Here is a 25044-nt window from a genome sequence, read left to right on the forward strand (position 1 = left end):
AAAGCTGCCTGGATATGCATTCCAAGCAGCAGTTAATGTAAGATCCAATCCTTAGACCGTCTTCTTCCCAATACCGATTCCTGTGTAACCAAGCAGCATCGTAAATAACGGCGACAGGAATAAGAAAAACACATAAGGCAAGTAACTGATTACATCAACCCCAAGAGTGGATGCGAAAAATGCACCACTCACTCCCCATGGTATCAAAGGATTCACGAGGGTTCCTGCATCCTCTAATGTACGTGACAAATTCCTTAAGTCTAGTTGTTGTTTCTCGAAATGAGGTTTGAAAGATTGTCCTGGAATCAATATCGATAAATATTGTTCTCCAGTAAATACATTGACTCCTATTGATGAAACAGCAGTCGTAGTAATGATATTTCCCCGACTTTTGATTTTTGTTTCCAGCAACCTTACAAAGGTCTCAAGTATCCCAAGAGCACGCACCAATCCACCAAGAGCTAATGCAATCCAAATGAGGGATACAGACCACATCATAGACTGGATTCCTCCACGATTGACAATTTCATCAACGGTGTTACCCCCGGTTTCCATTTCAACCCCATTTTGCAGCATGGTAAAAATCGCTGTACCAGATGATTGCCCCTGGACAAACAATATGGTAAGAATCCCTGTAATGACCCCAGCGATCAACGCCGGAATCGTAGGAAAACGCATAAGCGCTAAAACAATGACGACAAGTGGTGACAGTAATGTCCAACCACTGATATTAAATGATTGTGTCAAATTTTCCTGTACCTGCATTATCGTGTTCAATCCATCGACTCCGTCTACGCCAGTACCCAAGATCAGAAATATCGCAATCGTTATAAGCAATGCTGGTATTGTCGTCCACATCAAATGTTTAATGTGATTGAATAATCCGACACCCGCTACCGCTGGGGCAAAGTTCGTAGTATCAGAGAGAGGAGACATTTTATCTCCAAAACATGCTCCACAAATAATAGAGCCTGCAGCAAGCCCAGGGTGGACACCCAAGCTGGCCGATAACCCCATTAGGGCTACCCCGACTGTGCCGATGGTTGTAAAAGAACTTCCTGTAAAGCTGGAAACGATAATCGTAACAAGCAGGGCACTGATCGTGAACCAGTGTGGTTTAATAAAGTCGATGCCGTAAAACAACATCGTTGGTACTGTTCCGCTCATCATCCATGTTCCGATCAGCATGCCGATCACCATCAATATGAGTACAGGTTTGATTCCAATAATAATTCCGTCTATCAACCCTTTCTCTATCTGCTCCCACTTGTATCCGAAACCTTTTGCAAGGACCGCAATTGAAACGAGAGAAAGGAGTAAAGGGATATGTGGTTCTGTTTTTAAAATAAGCATCGAGTATAAAATGATTCCTACTAGTAAAATCAATGAAATGAATGAAAACATAACGTTATTCTTAGATGTCATATGGATGTCCCTTCCTTTTTCTGCCTTATATTTATAGTAACCATTAATCAAAGAAAAAAGCTGCCGACTCAGTCCACAGGGGCGAAATCATCGCGGTACCACCCTGCTTGACGTGTTCAACAGCATCAACTCTTCATTGATAAAGGTCATGTAACCTATAAGCTCCACGAATGTAATTTCGTTCTTGTCCCTTCCCTAGCTTTCACCAACCGCTAAGTCTCTGATGTTTGAAGAGGACCGACTACTGATTTCGCTTCGACACTTTTATGCTTTTGTGCGTTCAAGTGTGAATGTATCTCTACTATAAAACCTTTTCTACCACCCGTCAAGAATTTTTTCTAATGTTGTTTTATAAAAGTTTGAAAGCGAGTATAATTCAACCACCATTACAAAAGGATTGTGAGAATCAACATAAAAACACTTTTTATAGTGTGTTTTGAAAAAGTGTTCAATCAAACATTTCTTTATAATCGGCAGGTGTATTTATATTCCGAAAACACCTGGTCATTTCATGCGAATGGTACGAAATATAAGCACATTCTAAACGGCTTAACAAATCGGTCAATCGTCTTCTTTCATTTTTCAACAGGTCGAAAAGGACAGGCTTGACTGCTGAGGGATATAGCGCTGCTAAAGGCTGAACCCGATTTCTTGTACCCGGTACAATCGAGCAGTCGGTTTTTAATAAAAAATGGAGACTGATCAACTGGCGATAGACCTGTTGCTTCATCAATGGCATATCACAAGCGAGTACTAGATAATACGCAGCTTCATAAGCCTTCATTCCAGAATAGATTCCGGCAAGCGGCCCCTCCCCTCTGAATTCAGGATCATCCATTATCACTGTTACGTCTTCCTGTTCATCAATGGATGACTGAAGGGAAGGATGAGCGACCACAACGATATGTTCGACAAGGGGCTGAAGTATTTCCAATGCAATTTTATAAAAAGGCCTCCCCTCAATCTCTTCCAATGCTTTTGCTGTACCGTATCGTCTTGACTCCCCACCTGCTAGTACAATTCCTGCAAACAAGGGTTTCATCCTCTTCCCCCTTTTCTTCAATTGTTCCACTAAGATCTAGTTTTAATTAATTTATCCGGGAGCACGAGGATATCAACTGGTTGATCGAATGATTCTTTCGGAACTTTGTCAGTAAATTGGACAGTATGTAAAAGTGAGAGGGTTAGCCCTGTATAACGCTTGAGGTACCGATCATAATACCCACCGCCAAATCCAATTCGATAGCCGTCTTGGTCATATAAAAGGCCAGGCACCACTAATAGATCGATTCCACCGGGTTCGACGGCTTCCGTTTTTGAGACGATCGGCTCTTTAAGCCCGAAGTATACAGTCTCAAGTTCATCAAACGACGTCAACTTCCTGAAATCCATCGAGTGATCTGTAGCATTACATTTGGGAACGACAACTGATTTCCCTTGTTGCCATGCTTTTTCTATGATCGGATAGGTATCGAATTCATTTCCTCTTGAAACAGTTAACCCTACCGTTTTCGATCTTTCCCAAACATCAAGTTCGAACAATTGTTTTCTCGTTTTTTCTTCATCTCTGTGCTTTGAGGATTTTGAGAGTCCTGCTAACTTTTTCTGAGTCGATTTCCGTAGTTCCTTCTTTTCTGTATTCATCTCAAATCACCTAATTTACCATTTAATTTTAAGTTTTTTATTAAAGATTGTTGTTTTTCACAATTCCATTGTAATGGCGTGGAATTATCCTCGCTTTCCGCGGGCGATCCGCGAGCCTCCTCACTTGCACAGGATCTCAACACAAAAATGAAATCATTTTCGTGTCTGCGATGGGAATTCTTAGAAGCTTTCCTTATGCTGGCTTCGACGTTCACCACAGGACGTGTTGGTATTTAGTCGAAGGTCATTATCATAGTCGAAGAGCCTTTTAAAAAGTGTGGGCTCTCGCCTGGCTCGCTTTTCCTGCAAGAGTCTCGGATATTTCCACTGCTTACAGGCTTTCATCTCAAATTAAAAGTCGTCCATTAGCAACAAACTTTTAGAAAACAGTCAATTTTTTAAAGAGAGCATATATAGAAAAAACAGCAGGATGATGTCCTGCTGTTTTACTTCGTTTCACGATGTAGAGTGTGGCGCTTCAATCTTGGGCTGTATTTCTTAAGCTCCATACGATCTGGGTTTGTACGTTTGTTTTTAGAAGTGATGTAGTTACGGTCACCAGTTTCTGTGCAAGCCAATGTTACTTGTACGCGCATTTTCGTTTCCCTCCAAACTATCTTCAATGTTCAAGCGTATGAAACGATCATCCAAGAGATGACCGAGCGCTTAACATGTTTAATTTCAAACACTAATTGACACTTTAGTATCATATCAAAATTCTTCAAATCAATCAAGAGATAATCGGAGTAGCAAATGCGATACAGTAATCGGCGTAACTTTATTTACGGTTCAAATTTCCTTGTGATAAACAGGACTCTTGGCGCCAGAAAGGAAGATCGTTTCTCGTTTACCTTTTCTATCTAACGAGACTTTGCTCAACTCTCTCAAGGAAGTATCAATTGTTGAATAATCCACAATACTATGATTTGCCCATATTTTAACTTCAGGTTTAATCGTCACCCTTTTGCCAATTTGGACCTGGTTTCCAATTACACTATGCTCCAACGTTCTTGATCCTTCATCAATGAATGTACCGTTTGCAATTGTTGATCCTCGCAATTCAGTATTTACACCCACGTATACACCATCCCATAATATTGAATCCTTCAAGGAGGCTCGCGACGAAATCATACAATGGGAACCGATTACGGTATAGGGATGGATTTTCGTATTTTGGCGGACAGTTGTTCCGCTTCCGATATAAGCTGGAGTTTTGATTGATGCTTGAGGGTCGATCATTACATTCTCTCCGACCCTAAGCCCTGGGAGAATCTCCTTACCTGGGAGCGGGAAATTGATCTTCCCATCCAAAAAGTCTTCATGGCTTTTTCGGTATTGGCCCAGACTCCCAATATCAGACCAATAACCGTCAGCAGAATAACCGAATAATGGTCTTTGTTCCCTCATCAATAATGGAAACAGCTCTTTACTAAAGTCTGTTGGTACTCCAGGAGCCAGATAGTCGAAAATTTCAGGTTCCAGCACATAAATACCTGTATTGACAGTATCACTGAACACTTCATTCCAACGAGGCTTTTCAAAAAAACGGATGATCTGTTGATTTTCATCAGTAAGGATGACCCCGTATTCCAATGGATTTTCAACCTGTTTCATGAAAATCGTCACTAGAGCTTCTTTTTGTTTATGAAACTCGATTCCCTTCTGCAGATTGAAATCTGTCAATGCATCACCGCTTATGACGATGAATTGCTCATCTAAAAAGCTTTCAGCGTTTTTGATGCTTCCTGCTGTCCCTAATGGCGCGGTTTCCTCAAAATAATGGAGCGTTACACCAAAACGGCTGCCATCTCCGAAATACTGCTTGATATGTTCAGGCAGATATTGAACAGTCACCGCAATTTCAGTTATTCCATATTTCTTTAGAAGCTCGATGGTATATTCCATGACTGGTTTTTCGAGGATCGGTACCATCGGTTTTGGTAAATTGCACGTTAACGGACGTAAACGAGTTCCTTTACCACCTGCCATAATGACTGCCTTCAATTCACTTCACTCCTGCCATCATCAGTTTCTTTTGGAAATTACTCAAAACATCAACAGTATTTGTTGCAATTTCCTCCCAGCAGTACTTCGTAACGATATCTTTCTGAGCTTTACGGACAATTCGATGTACAAGATCCGGCTCGTTGTATAAACGGATGATTTGATCATAGATGCTCTGAGTATCTCCAGGATAGACCTTCAAGCCGTTTTCTCCATGTTGAATGATGTCACTCAATCCTCCGGTGTCACTGACTATAACTGGTGTACCTGCTGCCATGCCTTCTAGTGCTACAATTCCAAAAGGCTCATAGTGACTCGGAAAAATGAGGGCATCGGCTTCCTGTAAATATTGATTCCGCTGTTCATCGGAGATGAAGCCGACAAGATGGACTTGATCAGATAACCCTTCATGGACAACTCTCCGACGGTATTCCTCAAGCATAGGTCCCTTCCCAGCGATGATAAATTTGATTTCAGGATATTTATTTTTTAATAAGGCAGCTGCTTCAATAAGCGTCTGATAGCCTTTTTCTGGCACCATCCTTCCAAGCGAAAAAACGTAAAAGCATGATGGCCCTCCGAACCTATCTTTCCAATTTTCAAATTGGGATTTCGTTTCGATCAAACTATTTTCCACACCGTTCGGAATCATTGTGATTTTGTCATCAGGGACTCTAAACACAGCTCGCAACTCTTGTTCCATATATGCACTGCAAACAATAATATGCTCCGACTCGTACATTAATTCCCATTCTTTATGATGAATTTCAGCTTGTTGATTATTATGAATGCCTTTGTTCCTGCCATGTTCGGTTGCATGGATTGTCGTATAAAGCGGAATATCCAGTTGTTGTTTCAATCCTTTCGCGGCAACACTGACAATCCAATCATGAGCATGGATGCAATCAAATGGAATTTGTGAAGCCAATTGCACCCCCAATTTAGCTATTGCCAGATTCAAACTTCCTGCCCAATGATAAAAGTCGTCATGTTGAGGCTGGACGCCATTCACACGATAGACATGCACTCCTTGATTGATCTCATATTCAGGATATCCCTCAACTCCACAGGTGATTACACAAACCTGATGCCCTTGTTTGACAAGTGTCCTCGATAAATCAAAGACGTGTCGCGCAAGGCCTCCGACCACCATCGGCGGGTATTCCCATGACAACATCAGAATCCTGAGGTTGTGATCATCCGTTTTTGAGGATGATTTCGTGGAGATGTACTCATCATGTTGAGAGGACAATCTTTGCGCCTGCTGCCACTGAAAAAATGGATATCGTTCTTCCATTTCTTGTAGAAAACTTTCTGATAATCGCTTTTCTTCCAGCCTTTCAACAATTTCATAGAAAGCCGAAACATGTTCTTTCATTCTTGAGATGGCATATTCAGAGGCACTTTGCTGATCCATAATAAAAGCCCAATCGCTAGCCGTTGCGAGAAGCCATTCGCGATTCAATTGATTCAAGGCCCTTCGTATTAGAGAGTCAGGGTCTTTAAGAATCGTCATTTGTTTGATTAGTTCTTGTTCCATTGCATGAAGATGTCTATAGATCCACGCATTGGATTCATTAAGCCAGACCTCACCATACCCGTTCCTCCCCCATGTTGAAAAACATGCATGATGCGTTGTCAATTCTTGATAATGACGTAAGGTGAATTCTTTCGGCGTAATCCAATGAATATTTGTATTCTCATCTTTCATCACCATTTCAAGCCATTCCGGACCTTCAAACCACCAATGACCAAATAGCTCCGCATCAAACGCTGCCAGCGTCACTTTAGCCTTATCTCCTTTGTATTGGTTTAAATTTTCACAAACAGCTTGGATGAAATCTTCAGAATGGCGCTTCGCCTTAACCATGGCATTTTCTCTGTCGTAGTAATCCTTATTGTCTGTTTCTCCTGTAATACGATGGTATTTCAGTCCCGTGTCAATCCGTATCCGATCAGGATGGATATAGGGGGCGATATACTCAAGACCACGATCATAAGCGATATCTCGATAAAATTCGCGATAATCATAATCACCAGGGTATCCAAGTTTTGCATCCCATACTTTTTTGGAAATACTGCTGCTCCGAGGGAATAAGACGATTCCATGTGGTGAAAAGACTGGAGCGTCAAAGCTTTGCGCTTCAGGATCGAGCTTTCGGATCGTCGCCTCCTCCACGAATGTATAACGTACCCCTTCTTCATACAGCAACTTGTCAATCCCTGGGGAAAAAGCACATTCCGGCAGCCAGAAGCCATCTGGTTTAAAACCAAAATGTTGCTCAAAGCAATCCAATCCACTTCGGATTTGTGAACGGATGCCTTGTTCAGTTTGAATATAAGGAAGGATTGCGTGTGTGGCAGATGAGGTGATGCATTCTATTTTGTTTTCTCTCATGAAAAATCGAAAGGCGGAAATAAGGTCCCCATTCCATTCGAGGAATGTCTCCTTGATTTTTTTGAAGCGTGAAATATAAAATTCTATGATTCTGATTTCTTCAGATGTTGTCGCATGTTCTCTTTCTTTTATCAAAAGCTCTTGAGTGGTACGTATATGTGTTAAATACCGTTCATGGAAGATACTGCTTGCCAGCATTTCTAGCAAAGGTGGTGACAAGGAGATCGTATATTTCGATCCAGGGGAAGATGAATCCAATCCCCAAATGAGAGGGATATAACTCTCGGATACGGCTTCAAAAAGCCATCTTTCTTCAATCCGATTCGGTTCTCTATGTAATACGAATGGTAAATGAGCATGTAATACCAACGAAAAATAACTATTCAAGTCTATTCCCCTCACTTTAATAAACTGTAAATCGAATAAGTTGAAAATTGTTCAAGCCACTCGGGTGATTGACAATCTCCTGCTTTCCACCTTTCCACAGCAACCAGTCTTTTAGAATCACTTTCATCCCTCGGTGTTTCTATGGGTGCGGATCGCAAAACCGTAAAGAAATCACTAGAATCCGGTTGGATGCCGAAATCGACAATGAACGTACGATTCGCTTCCAAATCATTGAGAAACCAGTTATCTGTCATTTCAGGTAGACTGATATCAATGTTCCAGTGGCTGTTATGGCCGTTGAAGAGCAAATCACTTACATCATACACTTTCAATTTTTTATTCAACTCTGACCATGGTTTTCTAAAATGGTGGGATACCATATGTCGAGTAGAGGACTGAAGATCCCAATAAATGTAGATGGATTCAGGTCCCTGAGGTAAAAGGACAATGCGATCCAATTCATATGAAGAGGGGATGTTCCGGATTGGAGAAACTTGATGAGATTCATATTCCATTTCTTTTTTTGGTGCAGATGTGTGTTGTTGTGATTGTAATTTTCGCAAACGGTATTGGACCTTTCCAATGGTACTGTCCATTTCTTGTGCGATTTGTTTGATGGTATATCCCTTTTTCTTCAAGGCTAAAATTTCTTCGACCATGTTTGCCTCCTACCACAACTTTTTTAATAGTTTTCAACATCGTATCACCGCTTGAAAACCGCATCAATAAACGTAAAATGTAGAATTTTGCGGTTCCTAATCGTATCAATTTCTAAGGGCAATTATTTTATTTTTGTAAACGTATGCAAAACATAGTCCGCCAATTTCTCCTCTTTTTAGCTCTCGATTTAATCTAAATCCTGAAATATTCGGATGAAATTGTCGAATTTTAATAGGGATTTAGAATTAGATTTTATAAAAGTGCTACCCCCTCGACAAAGTCTGTGATATAAAAGTAAGTGAGATCATTTTTTTAGGGGGAGCAGGATGGAATTCACAATATTGGCACTATTGGTTGCTGGAATCGTTTTGATCATTCTTTCGTTTTTCAAACAGAACAGGACTCAACAAATTGAAACTCAGCTTGAGAATGTTTCGATCCAACTCATGAAAGAACTGTACCAAATTAATAAGAAAATCAAGGTACTAGAAGAAGAAATGATGATTACAGACAGAAGAGAGATCAAATAAAGGAGTCATCAGCATGTTTAATAGTGGTTTAAGAGGTTTTGGTGCTGGACTCATAGTTGCATCCGGCATCCTGGCAGTTGTACATTTCTTTGGATCAGATAATATCGACTCTGAAGCGAAGGCAGAATCAAGTGAAGAAATTACATATGAAGAAGTGAACGAGTATCTTGAAAATGAGGGTCTTGTAGCAGTGGATCAAGCAAAGTTGGATCAGCTGGAAGGCAAGAAAAATACCGATGATAAAAATTCAACAGAAGAATCAAAAGAAGAAGAACCTGAAGATGAGCCTGTTATAAAAACAACAGTCGTAATTTCAAAAGGAACTTCCACTGGTCAGGTGACAGACTATCTAGAAAGTCAAAAAATCATAAAGAGCAGCGATGAGCTGTTAAAATATCTACGTGCCAACAACATGGAAAATAAAGTAAGATTCGGAAACTACGAAGTAAACAGCACGATGACACTAGCTGAAATCGCAAAAGTAATCACTTCACCATAAGACAAAGGACTGGCCTCTAATAGGCCAGTCCTTCTTGTGTATATCCATTTTATCTATTCATTCAAATCGTAATGTTTTCCTTTTACAAGGTATACGATGCTTTCAGCAATATTTGTTGCATGGTCGGCAGTACGCTCGATGTACCGGCAGACGAAGCTCAGCTGGATGATCTGGTTTGTTGAATCCGGATATTGCTTCATCATACCAAGAATCTCCTGGATCAACTCACCATACTTCTCATCTACATAGTCATCTTTATCTGCCATTTTCTTAGCAAGAACGATATCTTCGTCCTCATAAGCTTGAATTGCCTCAGTCAGCATTGTCTTAGCTGTTTCGGCCAATGCTGGAATGTCCTCCAAAGGTTTGATCAATTCTTCTTTTCCTATGCGGATGACTGATTTTGCAATGTTTACGGCAAAGTCTGCGATCCGCTCAACATCAGAAGAGATTTTAATCGATACAATGATGCGACGCAGATCGCTTGCTACAGGGGCTTGTTTTGCAATCAGGAGAATCGCCTTATCATTGATTTCCTCTTCCAGATCATTGATGCGGTAGTCATTATCGATAATACGCAGTGCCTTGTCGACATCTTGATTTTTCAAAGCATCGATCGCTTCCTCCAGGGCGTTCTCTGCAAGTTGTCCTAATTCGACCAACATTTCTCTTAATTCGTCCAGTTGAGTTTGGAAACTTTCTCTCACAACCATTCACTACACTCCCCTATCCGAAACGACCTGTGATATAGTCTTCGGTTCTTTTATCTTCTGGATTTGAAAATAATGCATCTGTATCTGAGAATTCAACAACTTCACCGTTTAAGAAAAAGGCTGTTTTATCGGAAATCCTTGCTGCTTGCTGCATGTTATGAGTCACGATGACGATACTGTAATCTTTCTTCAACTCCTGAACCAATTCCTCTACTTTCAAAGTTGAAATCGGGTCTAGGGCAGATGTAGGTTCGTCCATTAAGATGACATCCGGTTCAATCGCAAGGCAACGTGCAATACAGATACGTTGTTGTTGTCCGCCAGAAAGACCATATGCATTTTCATTCAAACGGTCCTTGACTTCATCCCAGATCGCAGCACCCCGCAAGCTTTTTTCTACAATTTGATCAAGAACTTTCTTTTTGCGGATGCCATGGATACGTGGTCCATAAGCGATATTATCGTAAATGGATTTCGGGAAGGGGTTGGGTTTCTGGAAAACCATACCCACTTGGGTCCGTAATTCTTCTACACCATATTTAGGTTCAAAGATATTCTTTTCACGATATTTGATAGCACCGGATATCTTTACGATTGGTACCATTTCAACCATGCGATTCAATGTTTTGATAAAGGTCGACTTACCACAGCCTGAAGGTCCGATGATTGCAGTCACTTCATTTTCAGGTATGGAAAGGTTAATTTCTTTTAATGCGTGATCTTCACCATACCAGAGATTCAAATCTTTCGTTTCGAAAACATTTTTTTTAATTAAATTTGAAGACATAGATGAATGTTTCTTTTGCGATTGTCGGGCACTCTTTTTTTCTTCCACAGTTATACTCGCCATAGTTCAATACCTCCGAAATTATAATCTTCTTTGAAATTTGTTCCGAATGATGATTGCGATCGAATTCATTACAAATAGGAGCATCAACAATACGACAATTGCTCCTGCAGCCAGGTTCGCGTATTCGTCAACAAGAGCAGAATCGATCGTCCAATAGTAAATCTGCAGTGGCATAACAGTGAATTTATCAAAAATACTATCCGGAAAAGGAATAAGCAGGGCTGGGATCCCTAACACAACAAGTGGAGCTGTCTCTCCTATGGCTCGTGACAAGGATAAGATTATCCCTGTTAAAATTCCCGGAAGTGATGCTGGTAAAACAACATTTTTTACTGTTTGCCATTTAGTAGCGCCCATTCCATAGGAGGCTTCCCTTAAATATTGCGGGACAGCACGAATCGATTCCTGACTTGCCACCACGACGATTGGTAGAACTAAAAGTGACATCGTCAGCCCTCCTGCTAGGACCACACTTCCTAAATCAAAACCTTTTACAAATACAGTAAGGCCCAATAAACCGAACACTATCGAAGGGACTCCAGCCAAATTCGCAATATTGGTTTGTATGAGTGATTGAATACGTCCTTTTTTGGCGTATTCTTCTAAATAAATTGCGGTTCCGACGCCAAGGAACATGGTTAACGGCGCAACCACTAACATTAACCAGAATGAACCTAACAGTGGTCCCATCACTCCAGCATTTTCAGCGAAGGTTGACAATTTGCCAGTCAAAAACTGCAAATCGATCGCTTGTATACCTTGTGAAAACACTCGATAAATTAAAACAACCAGTACAACAAGACCGAACATTGTTGAAAGGAAGAACAACGATTTAAATAATTTATTAGTAGCAAGGCGGAAGTTCATCCTATTCTGTACTTGCTTCGTGTCAACGTATTTCATAATCAATATTCCTCCCTGAACCTACGAGAAATATACTGTGCAATCAAGTTCATGATTAACGTGAATGCAAACAACGTCATAGCAACGGCATATAAACTGTAGTATAAAGTTGAACCTGCTGGGGCTTCTCCACCCGTGACCTCTACGATATAAGCAGTCATCGTCTGCATAGACTGAGTGATATCAAACGTGAAGTTTTTTGAACTTCCGCTCGCAATCGTTACGATCATCGTCTCCCCAATCGCACGGGAAATGGCGAGCACGAAAGATGCAACGATACCGGAGATGGCAGCCGGGATCACGATTTTCCATGTAACCTCAAGTCTCGTAGCTCCCAACGCTAATGCACCTTGTCTCATTTCAGTAGGAACAGAGCTCATTGCATCTTCAGATAATGATGCTACCATCGGGATGATCATCACACCCATGACAATACCAGGACTAAGGATATTTGTAGGTTCTAATCCAGGAATAATTGATCTTAATAAAGGTGTAACAAATGTGAATGCAAAGAAACCATATACAATTGTTGGAATCCCTGCCAGAATCTCCAACAGCGGTTTTAATGTTCTTCTTACTTTATCAGACGCGTATTCACTCAAGAATATTGCGGTCATCAAGCCGATTGGTATAGCGACACACATCGCAATGACTGTAGAAATGAGTGTTCCAGTCAATAATGGTAAGACACCGAATTGAGCATCTGCTCCTAAAGGTTTCAATTTCGTACCAGTAAAGAAATCAAGAAACGGAACTTCTCTAAAAAAAGCGATCGTTTCAACCAGTAAAGTGGATAGTATACCTATGGTAGTAAGAATGGATATGATTGCAATTGATAATAACATTTTCGGAATAAGCTTTTCCCAAATTCTCGTAAAACTCATTGACTGTCGATTTTCTTTTATCATTTCGTTTATATTCAATTTCTTTTCCATTTCTTCGGACCCCTTTCACTCTGAACCTCTCTCTGAACCTCTCTAAACATCTCTATATAGCAGGGAACTTCAAATGATTATAAAAAACAATCCAAGAAGATGAGAAGTACAATCGACCCCTCATCTTCGAAGATTCTCCAATATTAAGTGATAGAAAATTATTTTTTCAATTTCTTAAGATCTTCAACTGACTTCTTATACTCTTCATCACTTAATGGAGCAAATCCAGTTTCCTTAGCGGTTTCGCCAGCGTTTTCCATTGCGTAGATTGCAAAATCCAATACTTGCGGCTTTTCTTTTGCAAGATCTTCATTCAAGTATGTGAATACTGGACGCGTGAACGGACCATATGGGCCATCTTCTTTGATTGTTTTTACCGAAGGTTCGACAGGTCCGTCACCAAAGTCGATTTTTACTGCTTTCACTTTGTCACTGTTACTTTCGTAGTAACCATAACCAAAGTATGCAATCGCATTTTTATCTTTTGATACCATATCAACGAGTGTAGAGTATTCTTGTTGAAGACTTACATCATCTCTTATTGGTTGTTCTTCAAGAATTGTTTCATAAAAGAACTCATATGTTCCATGGTTTTCATTCGGTCCGTAAGCTTTGATTGGTTCATCAGGGAAGTCACTACGGACATCTGACCATTTCTTTTTATTTCCACTAGCAAGGAAAATATCGATTACTTCTTCTTGAGTCAGATCATCGATCCAATCATTCTCTTTATTGACTACGATGGTGATTCCATCTAATGCAAGCTTCAATTCCTTATAGTTGATTCCAGCCTTTTCAGCTTGAGCTACTTCTTCGTCTTTAATTTGGCGTGAAGCATTACTTAAATCTGTACCCCCGCCTTTAGCCAAGAACTTTTTGAATCCAGCACTTGAACCAGCTCTTCCCACTTCTACAGAAACGTTTTCTTGTTCATTTACCATATAATTTTCAGCTAACTTAGCCATCAATGGGTATACTGTGCCAGACCCATCAACCACAACGCTTCCTTCCATTTCTTCGCCGCTTCCTTCGCTTCCGTTCCCGCAAGCAGTAGCAACGACAAGCAATGCTGCAAGCACCATGAAGAGTGAACTTTTCTGGAAAGCTTTCATTTGAAATCCCCCTGTTTTTGTTTTATAGGTAAGGTTTTTTAAGAAAAAAGTATGATTTCTTATAAAACCCTTGGGCATTTGCCCTACATTGCCTATAGTAACTGGGACTTATTAAGTATGTTTAAATGGATTGTTAAGGTTTTGTAAAGATGTGTCGGAATGTGTATATTTTAAAGAACAAATGCTTTTGCCAGTTTTGATCGTTTGATTTCTGCGAAATTCACTCCATTTCCGCGGGGAACGAAAAGCGGAAGCGGCCCGATTAGTCACCTAGGTCACTGGAAAACTGACGAGAAGGCTCGAACCAAACAAAGACTTGGTTCTGTGTGGGCTCATTCATAAGGATGTCAATCAATGTGTCGACCGCCGCAGGAAGTTTGAAGTGCCTAAGTGACTGGTCGCTGAGCTAGACATCACTTCCCAGCATCAACCCACTTCCGCATGAGTGTCGCAAATTTCGCTAACAATCAAACAAAGTCGGTTAACAGAGCAACAAAAAGGATTGCTCTATACATACCTGTTGTTCTCGGTATGTTGAGCAATCCTAATTGCTGAACTATTGTTCTTGATCCGGTTGTCATTCAGAGGGGTCATCCTCTGGTTTTTCAATTAGTTTTTCCTTATGACCTTCTTGATTTATCTCAAAATAAGCATCTAAGATCTGTCTGCCTATTTTGTTATTGATGCCACCTTCTTCAGCATAAGGGCTTACAACGACGAAGGCTACTTCTGGATTATCATGGGGGGCATAACCGACAAGTGATAGTAGGTAAGAATCACCATCATATTGTGCTGTCCCTGTTTTCCCAGCAGCTTCATATCCTTTAGTATTTTTAAAGTAAGAACTTGCAGTCCCTTTAGGGGTATTCATGACCATATATAGACCTTGTTGAACCCTTTCAATCCATTCTTGTTTATAATCGATACGGTTCAATATTTTAGGTTGAAATTCATAAACCGTATCACCTAGTTGATCTGAACTTGCAGTTGGTTTGTTTATCTCTTTCAATAGGTGTGGCTGCATCCTGTAGCCTCCGTTAGCAATTGTAGAGATATACTGGACCATTTGCATAGGTGTATAGGTATCGAATTGCCCAATCCCCATATCCATCAAGTTACCTAAAGCCTGGGCTCCTCCGTTGTATCCATCATCTTCATACGGGAGATCAATTCCAGTTGGCACCCCAAGTCCGAATTGATTGAAGTTATAGCGCATCGTATCGAAGGCTTTCGTACGATTATTAAATCCCCTTTTATTATCGTAATCATAACCCGAAATTCTCATTGCTATTCGGAACATGTAAACGTTAGAAGACTGTTGTAACGCTTCAATATCATTTACATACCCCATATTCCGATACGATTTCTTGACCGGTGTCCCAGGAAGTTTCAATGGTGTATCATACATTACGGTTCCAGGTTGGATTACACCAGTTTTATATCCAGTTAAAACCGTAGCTGCTTTAACTGTGGAACCCATTGGATATTGATTGTATACATTTCCGAATGGAGCATCTTTGAACTTCCCATCTTCTAAAACCTTTCCCACCATCGAGTAAATTTCACCCGTTTGAGGGTTGGCCATTACAACGTATGAACTGTTCAATCGGCTATTGGATACATATTTGTTCCGAGCATCAAGAATTTCTTTTTCAACAATTTCTTCGACTTTCTTCTGAAGCTCCATATCAATAGTCAAAGTGATATCATGACCTCGAGAACCTGTATCTTCATTTGGCTTACCCACCGGATTCCCGGATTTATCTGTCATGTAGTGAATTTTTGTCTTCGTACCCTTGAGTACCGATTCATATTGTTCCTCTAGAAAGCTGGTCCCTACCAAGTCGTTACGATCATTTCCTTCTAACACATACCCATCTATCAATTCACTAGGGATTTGACCTACCTTTCCAAAAATCGATTTAAGGGTTTGATCATACGGATAGTCTCTTTGAGCATCAGGCTTGATATCGATTGTTCCATTGAAATCATTAAGATGCTCACTGATTATGGCGATTTCTTTCTGAGGAACATCTACCTTGACACGTTGAGGTGTAAGAGCATATCCTCTGATCATTTCTCGCCAGATTGCCGCGATTTCCTCTTCTTCATCTGTAAGATTTAATTGATCAGCTTTTAGACGATCGATAACGAGACGATATTGTTCTTTATCATCCAATTCATCCATTTCTTTCTTTGACAATAACTTTTCATATATCTTTAAAGAGTCTGCTTTATAGGAAAGATAAAAATCTTTTTTATCCCGTTCTGTTAATTTTTCTGTATCCTTATCGATATATTTGGATAATTTTTTTGCTACCTCATGTATTTCATCTGGTTTCATATTACTCGTTCGTGTAAACGTGATCGAAAACACAGGTTTATTATCTACTACTACTCGTCCGTAACGATCATACATCTTCCCGCGGGGTGCATCCAGTTTTGCAGTTACATTCTCTTGCCTTTCTGCTTCGGCTTTGAAGGAATCACCATGGACGATCTGTACTACCCCTAACCTTAGTATTAAGGCGGTAAACAATAAAAAAACCGCTAAAAACAATATGTTCAAGCGAAAAGAAACGTGGCTTCTCTTTTTCTTCTTCGCCTCCATATCCTCTCTCCTTTAATATTTAAAATAGACACCTGGATAAGGTGCCTTTATATGACATTAATCGCCATTATATTGTATCGCAGTTCTATATTAAAAAAAAGAATAACTTATACATTTGAACCGTTTTCGTTCGATAGTACGACTGTTTCTTCTGGAACAGGAGCCAATCTGATTTTCCGGACACAGAAATAGATGAGCGAATGGCCGATTCCGATGATCGGCAGTAAATATGGGATGCTTTTTTGCTCATCGAACAATGTAATCGCTATTATGAATAAAACGATGGAAGTTATTCTTCCGTAATTCAGATAAAGCTCTCGAACGACGATATACTCGATGCGCATTTCTCTTGCGTTCCAGCTTCTACCTATCACATCATATGTCAAAGATACATACGGAACGAGGAGTATTGGATATGCAATCGATATGATCACACCATAAGTCAACAGCTTCGCGAAAGTCAATTCGAATACGATCAAAACCAATGCAGCATACAAGATGATTCCACCTACTAATATTGCCTTTTTCCGTTGAGCTGTTTTTATATAGCGGGTAGCCACATAATAAGCTATAAATGATACGGCAGAGTTTATTAACCCATACGTACCCAAGGCCAGTTCGCTGTTCGTGGCAATGAAGACCCAGACAACGATTACAAAAATGAAGGTCCCTTCCCGTAATCCTTGAAAAAAATGAGCGTACAATATCCGATTCCAGTTCGGATTCTTTTTACGTTCTTTGATGATCCTTACAAATGAGAAGATCCCTTTTGCTGTTCGTCGATTCAGCATGAAACTCATTATGACTGCAGCAAAAAACAGGATCAGCGAGATCGCAAAGATTGTTTTATATCCGATCATTTTATCCATCTTTGTAATGATCCAACCGGCAAAAAAAGGTCCTACCATTCCGGCAAAGGATGTAAGCAATCCTAAAAAACCATTAAAAAAATCTCGTGTATCTGGCTCTGTAATTTCGAAAGTAAGAACATTGAACGCAAGCCAATAAAATCCCATCCCAATCCCTAGCAAACCGCCAAGAAGAATGAGAAATTGTTCTGCTTGTGCACCCAACAACAAGACGGTTAAGTAAAATATCGATAAACTGATAACTCCTAATCGCAACACAATGACACGATCGATCCGCTTAGCTAACCGTCCAGCAAATATGAATGTGATGGGCTGGAATAAAACAATGGATAAATTGTAGATCGCAATATCGATGAATTCACCCGATTGTTTCCATAGGAAAACGTTGACGAATGTATTGGATAAAGCGATGCTCAGGGCATATAATCCTCCAATGATTAATAGGATCATCAGGTCTTTTGTTACTTCAATGTTTCCGATCATTTTTTGCAATGCCTTCATAAGAAACGACTCCCCTTTACTCACAACCCTAGTTTTCCTTAAACCGACCACGTTATTCTCATTTAAGTATTTGGGTTAAATCGGAAAAGCAACGTGTATTCGGCGGAATCACTGGAAAAAATGAGTGAAAAGGAGTGAAGAAAAATATACGAATTTTTGATTTTCGGTTCAAATGGTTTTGCTCATATAGATCTACAGCAATTGATTGCGGGAATTGTGAGACACTACAGTGAAAAGATAAACTGTGATTTATCTGAACAACAATCAGCGCACGAAGTTGAGTACAAGATCGGAAATGAAACAATTGTGGTTTTCAATACCAGAAGCCAATTTGTAGTTACCTCAAATGAGGATTATGAAGATGGGAATGGATTGTTGGATGACGTTATTGAAGGGTGCTTGAAGAAAAATCATCAGATCAAATTCGTTCATTTGTCTAATGTTTTACTTTGAGGGGAGATTAGCTAGGTACAATTTAAACACCCCGTCTGGTTTATTATCCAGAACGGGGTGTTTTTTAAAACGTAATTTACTTAGCTTCTTGGTAACGTTTTTCAACTTCGTCCCAGTTAACAACATTCCAGAATGCTGAAATGTAGTCTGGACGACGGTTTTGATAGTTAAGGTAGTAAGCATGCTCCCAAACATCAAGACCGAGAACTGGAGTTTTTCCATCCGTTAAAGGAGTGTCCTGATTTGGAGTACTTGTTACTTCAAGCTCACCGTTATTTACTACAAGCCATGCCCAGCCTGAGCCAAAACGACCAGCTGCAGCAGCTGCAAATTCTTCTTGGAACTTTTCGAAGCTTCCGAATTTGGAATTGATCGCATCCGCTACTTCGCCTTTAGGAGCTCCCCCACCGTTCGGGCTTAACATTTGCCAGAACATTGTGTGGTTGGCATGTCCCCCACCATTGTTACGTACAGCTGTACGGATGTTTTCTGGTACAGCGTCCAAGTTGCTTACAAGTGCGTTGATGCCTTTATCTTGAAGATCTGCATGTCCTTCAAGTGCAGCATTCAGTTTAGTAACGTAAGTGTTGTGGTGTTTACCGTGGTGGATTTTCATTGTTTCTTCGTCGATGTGTGGTTCCAAAGCATTAAACTCATATGGTAGTGCAGGTAGTTCGTGTTTTGCCAATTGAATCTCCTCCTTTAAATAATATGTAATCCCAAGCACGATTACTGTGCCTTTATATTTACAATATCAAAATTACCCAGTGGATTCAATTTTAAAACACTGTGACTTAGTTGGAGTTTGTCTGAGGGCTCTGGTCATTATTGGACACCACACTTGGAACAAATGGAAAACCATTATCTCGCACAAGGAGTTCGGGTCCATTTACGAATCGGAAAGCACAAAAATTGAAATTTATCTACAAAAAGAAGAAATTATCTACAAAAACAAAAAACTTCTTTCGAATAAGAAGTTTGAAATGGTGGCTCGAGACGGAATCGAACCGCCGACACGAGGATTTTCAGTCCTCTGCTCTACCGACTGAGCTATCGAGCCATATGTAGTTTAATATTGTCCGTCGGTTTCCCTGTCCCTTTCTCTACAAGCTAAATCTGACGATGTTGGCTGCGTCGGGACAGATCGTTGATTTTTTAACGATGAACCGCTTGTGACTGAGCTATATGTACTTTTGTTGAGTGAATTCATCGGTTGAGCAATGAAGGTAAATTTGGTTGCGGGGATAGGATTTGAACCTACGACCTTCGGGTTATGAGCCCGACGAGCTACCAGACTGCTCCACCCCGCGACAATAAAAAGTTTATGGACGATGATTGTCCAAATTGATGCTGAAGTATGAAAACGTTGTTCCTACCTGTCCCTTCCTCTACTAGCTTATGCTTACGATGCTAGCTCCGTCGGGACAACTCATCGCTTATTCATGAAGCATCGTTCGTTGCTCCACCCCGCGACGACTAAAGATATGTTATGAAATAATAATGGAGGAGGTAGAGGGATTCGAACCCCCGCGGGCTGTTACACCCCTGGCGGTTTTCAAGACCGCTCCCTTCAGCCAGACTTGGGTATACCTCCGTTGGATAAGTGGTGGACCCTGTAGGACTCGAACCTACGACCAATCGGTTATGAGCCGACTGCTCTGACCAACTGAGCTAAGGGTCCAAATAATTATGTACTTGTATAGATGGTTGATGGGGCGGCTGATGGGAATTGAACCCACGAATGCCGGAACCACAATCCGGTGCGTTAACCACTTCGCCACAACCGCCATGCGAATTTATTGAATGGTAGCGGCGGAGGGGATCGAACCCCCGACCTCACGGGTATGAACCGTACGCTCTAGCCAGCTGAGCTACACCGCCATGGCTCCACAGGCAGGACTCGAACCTGCGACCGATCGGTTAACAGCCGATAGCTCTACCACTGAGCTACTGTGGAATAATAATTTAACGACAAGATTTAGAATAACATTTTTCATCCTGTTTGTCAATGTATTTTTAATGTTCACCAGGTAAAGCAAATCAGGGACAAGAAATAATATATCATGTTCTGCCCCTGTATGCAATACGAATTTATAAGACACGGAATAAGAAATAGATGACCATACCGAGTTGGATGATAAACTTTACTGTTGTACCCCCGATAAATCCTAATAAAGAGCCAATACCCACACGAATCGCTTGTTTAAAATCACCTTTTTGATGAATCAGCTCTCCGACAATCGCACCGATAAACGGACCGATCAGGATCCCTATTATAGGAATGATGAATGGGCCGACGATAATACCGATCGTACTTCCCCAAATCGCATGCTTACTTCCCCCCCTCTTCTTTACGCCAAAATAGTTACTTGCATAATCAGTAGCATATAAAAGAAGAACAAGTATTCCCTGAATGATCCAGAACCACAGTCCTAAGGGGTCGAAACTGAACATCCATCCATAGACTAGAAAACCAGCAATAAGAAAAAGAGAGGCCGGTAAAACCGGATAAATAAGTCCTATGAATGAAAGGACAAATAAAACTCCGATTACCAGCCAAGCAATGATTGTCATCTTATTCTTCTTCTCCTAAAACATACTCAGCAATATTCACTGCATGGTCTCCGATCCGTTCAAGGTTACTGATGATATCAACGAAGACGATACCAGAAGCCCCACTGCATTTACCTTCATTCAAGCGTAAAATATGCTGTTTACGTAATGTTCTCTCCATTTTATCGATTGCATCTTCCATTTTGACAACTTTACGCGCTTTTTCCTTGTCGTTTTCTTCAATTGCATGGAATGCTTCATCGATTGTTGACATCGTCAATTGGAACATTTCTTCTAAATCAGCTTTTGCTTTATCTGAGATGACGACTTTATGGGTCAATTGATATTCAACTAATTCAATGATGTTTTCCATATGGTCTCCGATTCGCTCAATATCACGTACAGAATCCATTAGAATTGAATGTTGTTCAGAATCATGAGCAGATAACGTATACGATGATAGTTTAACTAGATACTCTGTAATACGTTGATCTAAATTGTTGATTGCTTCTTCATATTGATAAGCTTTTTCAGCGTTCTTTTTATGATTTGAATTTAGATATTCGAACGATTCAGTCAATCCGTTCTTAGCATACTCCGCCATTCGCATGACTTCCATCTTCGCTTGTCCTAAAGCAACGGCAGGAGAACGTTCTAAGAAGATCGGATCGAGATGTTTCGCTTTATATTCGATCACACCGTCATCTCCAGGGACGAGCTTCGTAACGATATAAGCTAATACTCCTATGAACCAGACTTGAATCAATGTATTCAAGATATTAAATGATCCATGGGCAAAGGCAATTTGCATTTTTGGTTCAAGGTCTAACCAACTTGTCAGGAATTCTACATAAGCTGTAAATGGACTAATCAATAGTAAAAAAACGGTTGTTCCTAGTAAGTTGAAGATAACATGGGTCAAAGCTGCTCTTCTCGCTGCCACACTTGCACCAATGGCTGCAAGAACCGCTGTAATCGTTGTCCCGATATTATCACCAAATAATACAGGTAGAGCTGCGTCCAATTCTAATGAACCTTGTGAATACAATTCTTGAAGGATACCAATTGTTGCACTGGAGCTTTGAACGACTACTGTAAATAAAGTACCGATCACTACCCCAAGAACTCCATTCTCACTCATGTCTACAGTCAAGTCCTGGAATGCTTGAAGACCTCGTAAAGGCTTCATTCCATCACCCATCAGTTCAAGTCCGTAGAACAATGCACCGAAACCAAAAATAATTTGACCGATATTCTTCATTTTCTTTGAACTGAAGAAGAAGATAATCAAAGTACCAACAGCGATGATTGGTAACGCATATGCTCCTATATCAATACCAATGATGAAAGCCGTCACCGTAGTACCTATATTAGCACCCATAATAACACCGATCGCCTGGCGAAGGGTCATGAAACCTGCATTGACAAGTCCAACCGTCAATACTGTCGTACCGGAACTTGATTGAATCAAAATGGTAACGATAATACCAGCAAGTACACCCATGAAAGGATTTGAGGTAAAGCGATCAAGGATATCCCTTAAACGATCACCTGCAGAATTTTGAAGTCCTTCTCCCATATACTTGATTCCGAATAAGAAGATACCAAGTCCACCAAGAAATTCAAATATCAATTTCTGAATATCTAAATCCAAGTTTTTTCAACTCCCACGCATATATTCGACTTAATTTGCCTCATTCATTATTAACTAACTTCGTTTTGTTTGTAAAGTCTTTTAAGGGTATTTAATTATTTTGTAAAACATTATATTATTACAATGGCATTTTTTCCCTGAGTGGCATTTTTTATCTTGTCCGTACTGTTCAGTAAAGATACAATGATTTTAGAGAATGGCTTTGTTATACTTTATTATTGATTTGGCGAAATTCACTCCCTTTCCGCGGACAATCGAAAAGCGGAAGCGACCCGTATTGTCACAAAGGTCGAGGACTGACGAGGAAGCTGTCGCTTTCGAAGGAAGTTTGAAGTGATCCAAGTGACTGGTCGCTGAGCTGGACATCACTTCCGTGCATGATCCCTATATCCGCGAGCCTCCTCGCGAGTTCCTCGCTGTGTGGTCTCGCCTGGCCCATTTTCCCGCAGGAGTGTCGTGAATTTCGATAAATCAAACTTAGTTAGATATCAACAGTATTAATTAACAAAACCTATAGAATAAAAGGGGGAACACGATGAATATATTCAAACAGTTTGTAATGAGCTTGTATTCACCTAAAACGGTGGCCATGTTCCGTTTTCAGAAAATCGGAAAGACAATTGGATATGTTTTTGTCATGATGTTAATCAGTTTCATATTTGTAGGGACGAATATTGCTTTATCAATCACGAATGTCGTCAATGAATTCGAAGGCGCTCTTGAAGAAGATATTCCTTCATTTCAATTCCAAGATGGACATTTGACATCCGATATTTCTGAACCAATTATTCGTCAGGACGGAAAACAAACTTTCATTTTTGATACCACTGGAGAAACGACAAGAGATGATCTCGATCAATATTCGGATGTCGTAGCAATTTTAGACGATCGCCTCATAGTTGTTTCTGCTGGCCAGGCAGACACTTTCGACTATGGAATGATGCAGGATGTCAGTTTTCAAAAAAGCGATATCGTCAATTTCTTAGATTCAGCTAATACTTTATTACCCTTGATCATCAGTGTGATAATCCTTGTTTCGTATATTTTCATGACTGCACTAAAGTTTATTGGGATTACGGTCCTTGCACTGATCGGGCTGATTCTCAAAAATACGATGAAAAGAAAGCTTTCTTACGGACAATTATGGATTCTCTCTGCTTACACAGTGACTCTTCCAACAATCTTTTTTGCGATTACAGAAGCTTTAAACATCATCATCCCAGGGCAATTCTTTCTTTATTGGGCTGTCGCGATCTTTTTCCTGTCACAAGTCATTAAATTTGTGCCCTTACCTAAAACAACAGAAACTGAATGATGATGCTCACACACCAAAAGAGGATGACAACAATGTCACCCTCTTTTTTAACACATTATTTGAAAAGGTTTTTCAATGCTTCAATCAATTGAATCAGGAAATCAAGAATTGTTCTGATGAATCCCTGCGTTTCTTCTTTATTAAGAAATTCACTTAAGTTATTCCGTACATTTTCAAGGTTATTTTTCACCTGGTCCCAATCAATGTTCAAATCTTTCATCTTGTTGAACAAGGATACAAGACCGTTCAGTTCTTCATCCGTTAATGTGATGCCAACATCTTCTGCCACACGTTGAATCAACGCACGGAGGTCCTCTTCTGTTTCAACAGGGTTTTCGGCCAACTCTTGCTTGATTTTTGTCATCAGTTCAGTCGCTTTTTCCGCACCGACACGATCACCAAGCTTGACCGTTTTCACCATTTCTTCATTCGCTACCTGTTTCTTCTCTTCAGGGATTTCAACATCTGCTTTGACTTCATAAGCTTTTAAAATACCTGTTAGTGCAGCTGTTCCAGAGACTTCGAATGGAGCTGTCACATAGATATCCGCATCAGTAACACCCGCGGTTGTGAGTGCGTTTGCGTACATTTCTTCGGTTACCCAATTGATGTTGTTCGTCTCTACATTCAGTCCGGAATCCTTTTCACCGACTGTAATTTTAGTAGAAGAAATCGCTTTAGATCCGATTTGTGCTTTTGATATATATTCACCTAAGTATTGATGCTCTTCTTCATTTGTTACGGTAACAGTTTCAACATCTGCGGGTACATCCATTTCTTTCAATAGATCTTGTTTCTGACTATCAGTTAAATCTTCCCCCAATGTGACGATGATATCACCAGGTGCTGCATCTGCTAACGCAACTCCCGGAATCATACAAGCAACTAAAATCATGATTGCAATCCATTTTTTAAATCTCATGTTTTCTCTCCTTTTATGAAAGAATTCCCTATACCATACGTTTAAAATCTGTTTTTTTGTAGGTACTTCCTATATTTTACAACGCATAACAGGACCTGGCTATCTT

General features: G+C 40.3%; 22 protein-coding genes and 7 tRNA genes. 4 read left to right on the forward strand and 25 right to left on the reverse strand.

From position 1 onward, the window contains the following. Positions 1-51 precede the first annotated feature (51 nt). The 7 genes from nhaC to KOL94_RS08350 all read right to left on the reverse strand — a co-directional run bounded on the left by nhaC (position 52) and on the right by KOL94_RS08350 (position 8517). Positions 52-1404: a Na+/H+ antiporter NhaC gene (gene nhaC, locus KOL94_RS08320; RefSeq protein ID WP_260412256.1), complete on the reverse strand. Its 1353-nt coding sequence runs from the start codon at positions 1402-1404 to the stop codon at positions 52-54. A 469-nt stretch (positions 1405-1873) separates the two neighbouring features. Beyond that, positions 1874-2467: a molybdenum cofactor guanylyltransferase gene (gene mobA / locus KOL94_RS08325; RefSeq protein WP_221565574.1), complete on the reverse strand. Its 594-nt coding sequence runs from the start codon at positions 2465-2467 to the stop codon at positions 1874-1876. Positions 2468-2496: 29 nt separating this feature from the next. After that, complete coding sequence (locus KOL94_RS08330) at positions 2497-3069, reverse strand: 5-formyltetrahydrofolate cyclo-ligase (protein ID WP_221565575.1); 573 nt, start codon at positions 3067-3069, stop codon at positions 2497-2499. 446 nt (positions 3070-3515) lie between these two features. After that, on the reverse strand, positions 3516-3665 hold the full coding sequence (rpmG, locus tag KOL94_RS08335) for a 50S ribosomal protein L33 (RefSeq protein ID WP_221565576.1): 150 nt from the start codon (positions 3663-3665) through the stop codon (positions 3516-3518). A 193-nt stretch (positions 3666-3858) separates the two neighbouring features. Beyond that, positions 3859-5073: a nucleotidyltransferase family protein gene (locus KOL94_RS08340; protein ID WP_221565577.1), complete on the reverse strand. Its 1215-nt coding sequence runs from the start codon at positions 5071-5073 to the stop codon at positions 3859-3861. A 1-nt stretch (position 5074) separates the two neighbouring features. Beyond that, complete coding sequence (locus KOL94_RS08345; protein ID WP_221565578.1) at positions 5075-7858, reverse strand: 1,4-alpha-glucan branching protein domain-containing protein; 2784 nt, start codon at positions 7856-7858, stop codon at positions 5075-5077. Positions 7859-7869: 11 nt separating this feature from the next. Continuing rightward, positions 7870-8517 (reverse strand): DUF4912 domain-containing protein, encoded by a 648-nt coding sequence (locus KOL94_RS08350; protein WP_221565579.1) that lies wholly within the window; start codon positions 8515-8517, stop codon positions 7870-7872. 327 nt (positions 8518-8844) lie between these two features. On the opposite strand from KOL94_RS08350, the gene KOL94_RS08355 reads away from it, so the two are divergent. After that, positions 8845-9048 carry a hypothetical protein gene (locus KOL94_RS08355; RefSeq protein WP_221565580.1) on the forward strand — a complete coding sequence of 68 codons (204 nt, stop codon included), beginning with the start codon at positions 8845-8847 and terminating at the stop codon, positions 9046-9048. A gap of 13 nt (positions 9049-9061) precedes the next feature. After that, on the forward strand, positions 9062-9547 hold the full coding sequence (locus KOL94_RS08360) for a hypothetical protein (RefSeq protein WP_221565582.1): 486 nt from the start codon (positions 9062-9064) through the stop codon (positions 9545-9547). Positions 9548-9600: 53 nt separating this feature from the next. Here KOL94_RS08360 and phoU read toward each other — a convergent pair whose 3' ends face one another. From phoU to KOL94_RS08395, 7 genes are all read right to left on the reverse strand, one after another. Further along, positions 9601-10260 carry a phosphate signaling complex protein PhoU gene (gene phoU, locus KOL94_RS08365; protein ID WP_221565583.1) on the reverse strand — a complete coding sequence of 220 codons (660 nt, stop codon included), beginning with the start codon at positions 10258-10260 and terminating at the stop codon, positions 9601-9603. A gap of 13 nt (positions 10261-10273) precedes the next feature. Continuing rightward, the gene (gene pstB / locus KOL94_RS08370) at positions 10274-11047 is read right to left on the reverse strand and encodes a phosphate ABC transporter ATP-binding protein PstB (RefSeq protein WP_221565584.1); all 774 of its coding nucleotides are present in this window, start codon (positions 11045-11047) and stop codon (positions 10274-10276) included. Between the two features lie 81 nt (positions 11048-11128). Then, on the reverse strand, positions 11129-12013 hold the full coding sequence (pstA, locus tag KOL94_RS08375; protein WP_221565585.1) for a phosphate ABC transporter permease PstA: 885 nt from the start codon (positions 12011-12013) through the stop codon (positions 11129-11131). Between the two features lie 2 nt (positions 12014-12015). Continuing rightward, the gene (gene pstC / locus KOL94_RS08380) at positions 12016-12948 is read right to left on the reverse strand and encodes a phosphate ABC transporter permease subunit PstC (RefSeq protein WP_221565586.1); all 933 of its coding nucleotides are present in this window, start codon (positions 12946-12948) and stop codon (positions 12016-12018) included. 158 nt (positions 12949-13106) lie between these two features. Beyond that, positions 13107-14060 (reverse strand): PstS family phosphate ABC transporter substrate-binding protein, encoded by a 954-nt coding sequence (locus KOL94_RS08385; RefSeq protein ID WP_221565587.1) that lies wholly within the window; start codon positions 14058-14060, stop codon positions 13107-13109. Between the two features lie 577 nt (positions 14061-14637). Then, the gene (locus KOL94_RS08390; protein ID WP_221565588.1) at positions 14638-16671 is read right to left on the reverse strand and encodes a peptidoglycan D,D-transpeptidase FtsI family protein; all 2034 of its coding nucleotides are present in this window, start codon (positions 16669-16671) and stop codon (positions 14638-14640) included. 107 nt (positions 16672-16778) lie between these two features. Continuing rightward, on the reverse strand, positions 16779-18041 hold the full coding sequence (locus KOL94_RS08395; protein ID WP_221565589.1) for an MFS transporter: 1263 nt from the start codon (positions 18039-18041) through the stop codon (positions 16779-16781). A 156-nt stretch (positions 18042-18197) separates the two neighbouring features. Here KOL94_RS08395 and KOL94_RS08400 point away from each other — a divergent pair, with 156 nt between their 5' ends. Beyond that, on the forward strand, positions 18198-18494 hold the full coding sequence (locus tag KOL94_RS08400; RefSeq protein ID WP_221565590.1) for a hypothetical protein: 297 nt from the start codon (positions 18198-18200) through the stop codon (positions 18492-18494). A gap of 76 nt (positions 18495-18570) precedes the next feature. Here the strand turns inward: KOL94_RS08400 and KOL94_RS08405 are convergent, their stop codons facing one another. The 10 genes from KOL94_RS08405 to KOL94_RS08450 form a co-directional block, all read right to left on the reverse strand. Continuing rightward, complete coding sequence (locus tag KOL94_RS08405; RefSeq protein ID WP_221565591.1) at positions 18571-19182, reverse strand: superoxide dismutase; 612 nt, start codon at positions 19180-19182, stop codon at positions 18571-18573. 296 nt (positions 19183-19478) lie between these two features. After that, positions 19479-19554: transfer RNA gene (locus KOL94_RS08410), tRNA-Phe, on the reverse strand. 173 nt (positions 19555-19727) lie between these two features. Beyond that, a tRNA-Met gene (locus KOL94_RS08415) sits at positions 19728-19804 on the reverse strand. A 191-nt stretch (positions 19805-19995) separates the two neighbouring features. Then, positions 19996-20088, reverse strand: a tRNA-Ser gene (locus tag KOL94_RS08420). 10 nt (positions 20089-20098) lie between these two features. Continuing rightward, positions 20099-20175: transfer RNA gene (locus tag KOL94_RS08425), tRNA-Ile, on the reverse strand. A 30-nt stretch (positions 20176-20205) separates the two neighbouring features. Beyond that, positions 20206-20281, reverse strand: a tRNA-His gene (locus KOL94_RS08430). 17 nt (positions 20282-20298) lie between these two features. After that, positions 20299-20375 (reverse strand) — tRNA-Met (locus tag KOL94_RS08435). Position 20376: 1 nt separating this feature from the next. Further along, a tRNA-Asn gene (locus KOL94_RS08440) sits at positions 20377-20451 on the reverse strand. A gap of 134 nt (positions 20452-20585) precedes the next feature. Then, positions 20586-21068 (reverse strand): DUF456 domain-containing protein, encoded by a 483-nt coding sequence (locus tag KOL94_RS08445; protein ID WP_221565592.1) that lies wholly within the window; start codon positions 21066-21068, stop codon positions 20586-20588. Between the two features lies 1 nt (position 21069). Continuing rightward, a complete protein-coding gene (locus tag KOL94_RS08450; protein WP_221565593.1) occupies positions 21070-22701 on the reverse strand; it encodes a Na/Pi cotransporter family protein in 1632 nt (543 codons plus the stop codon). A 535-nt stretch (positions 22702-23236) separates the two neighbouring features. On the opposite strand from KOL94_RS08450, the gene KOL94_RS08455 reads away from it, so the two are divergent. Beyond that, positions 23237-24016: a DUF1189 domain-containing protein gene (locus tag KOL94_RS08455; RefSeq protein ID WP_221565594.1), complete on the forward strand. Its 780-nt coding sequence runs from the start codon at positions 23237-23239 to the stop codon at positions 24014-24016. A gap of 55 nt (positions 24017-24071) precedes the next feature. Here the strand turns inward: KOL94_RS08455 and KOL94_RS08460 are convergent, their stop codons facing one another. Then, positions 24072-24938: a DUF1002 domain-containing protein gene (locus KOL94_RS08460; RefSeq protein WP_221565595.1), complete on the reverse strand. Its 867-nt coding sequence runs from the start codon at positions 24936-24938 to the stop codon at positions 24072-24074. Positions 24939-25044 lie beyond the last annotated feature (106 nt).

The organism is Alkalihalobacillus sp. TS-13 (assembly GCF_019720915.1).
Taxonomy (GTDB): Bacteria; Bacillota; Bacilli; order Bacillales; family Fictibacillaceae; genus Pseudalkalibacillus.